This window comes from Providencia sp. PROV150 (assembly GCF_028481025.1).
In the GTDB taxonomy this organism is placed as follows: domain Bacteria; phylum Pseudomonadota; class Gammaproteobacteria; order Enterobacterales; family Enterobacteriaceae; genus Providencia; species Providencia hangzhouensis.
The window spans coordinates 1-1,406 of sequence record NZ_JAMPPJ010000048.1; the positions used below are offsets into that span (position 1 = coordinate 1).

At 38.4% G+C, this 1,406-nt stretch carries 2 protein-coding genes and 1 pseudogene; 2 read left to right on the plus strand and 1 reads right to left on the minus strand.

All coding sequences use genetic code 11. The annotated features are described in order from the left end of the window. Positions 1 to 469, plus strand: a 469-nt coding sequence (locus PSE83_RS20360) for an EndoU domain-containing protein (RefSeq protein ID WP_272661065.1), incomplete at its 5' end; no start/stop codon positions are given. Positions 470 to 477: 8 nt separating this feature from the next. Then, on the plus strand, positions 478 to 951 hold the full coding sequence (locus tag PSE83_RS20365; RefSeq protein ID WP_272525764.1) for a hypothetical protein: 474 nt from the start codon (positions 478 to 480) through the stop codon (positions 949 to 951). 75 nt (positions 952 to 1,026) lie between these two features. On the opposite strand, the pseudogene PSE83_RS20370 reads toward PSE83_RS20365, so the two are convergent. After that, a pseudogene (locus PSE83_RS20370) lies at positions 1,027 to 1,281 on the minus strand (SymE family type I addiction module toxin); the annotation flags it as partial. Positions 1,282 to 1,406: the final 125 nt, after the last annotated feature.

A 1,406-nucleotide genomic window follows, 5' to 3' on the forward strand; every position in this document is an offset into this window, starting at 1 on the left:
ATATATCTCCCCTGACCCAATAGGGCTACTGGGTGGGTTTAATCCGTATGGGTATGTGCACTGTCCGACGGGGTTTATAGATCCGTTTGGGTTAGCGGGTTGTCCACCTAATGATTTTAGCAAAGCAAAGCCTCATGATGTCGTTAATGAACTAAAAAACTTTCAAGGCAAAGATTTTCATTTTGGAAATGAAACTTTTAAATTGGAAAAAAGAGGTCTTAAACACATACTAGAAAGGCATCATCCAGAATTTTGGGATGGTTCAATTAAGAATACGCAAAGTTTCTTCAATAAAGACATGTCTGTAAACGAAATCACAAATGCTATCGAAAGTGTTATGAAACAAAATAGAGAAACTTTAGTGACAAAAGGTTCTATTCGAATGTATCAGGTTGAAGGTCAATATAATGGCGTAACTTATACTTTAGGATTAAATAACGGTAGAGTAGGACAATTTTATCCAAAATAAGGGTTTTTATGATTGAAGTTTCAACATTTTTAAAAGTAGGAAATGATTTCTTAAATATATATGACTATGAAGGTGAGCTAGATGATGATTTCTATGTTGAAGGAGCATTAGAATTATCAATCAATAACACTACATTAATAGATAAGAGCATGTGGGATTGTATTGATCAGCTTTGGTGTTATTTTGTTGAAGGGCTCATGTTAATATCAAAGAATGAGGAGTTTAGAACTAATTTCCCTGATCAGCCTATTGAGGTTACATTTACACCAGTTAAAAAGCATGTATTGATTAGTGTAAAAGCCAACGTCCAGAAAAAAGTTTTTATTGAAAGAGATATATTCATAGCGTACATGGCATCACATGCTAAAAAATTTCTTTCCAAGCTGATCACTATAGGTAATGCAAATGTAAATGCATACATGCCCTACATACATGATGTTGATATTTTACTTGAAAAATATCCCCTTATTGAGTTTGATTAATATATAATAGCCAGAAAGTATTTCAACTTCCAATCTTCTGGCTTATCCATTGTTAAGAGCCCTCTAGTTTACCCTTTAGCCGCTAACACACTCAGCCATCAGCTCGCGCATGGTGTGCCGTATAACAGTTAGCTGCGCTTGCTGTTGTTGGTTTTGCTGCTTAATCGCTCGGACGTCTTCGCTGTCGGGGATTAATACCAAGCAGCCGTTTAAAATCTTTACCGTAAAGGTGAAGCCTGTCTCAAAACCCGCGGCTTTTAGCCATTGCCCTTTAAGGTGTATCGCGGGCGGTGGGCTTGCTTTGTTGCCGTTGGGGACATAGCCCACGGTGTAATAACGTTCTGTTTTTGGGGGGTTACGAACTCACCTCACTGCAAATCAATCAGCATGCGCCACTGGAATTCGGCTACAATGCGGTCGGGCAAGAATACCTTCGCCGCAGTGAGGCGGGTTTT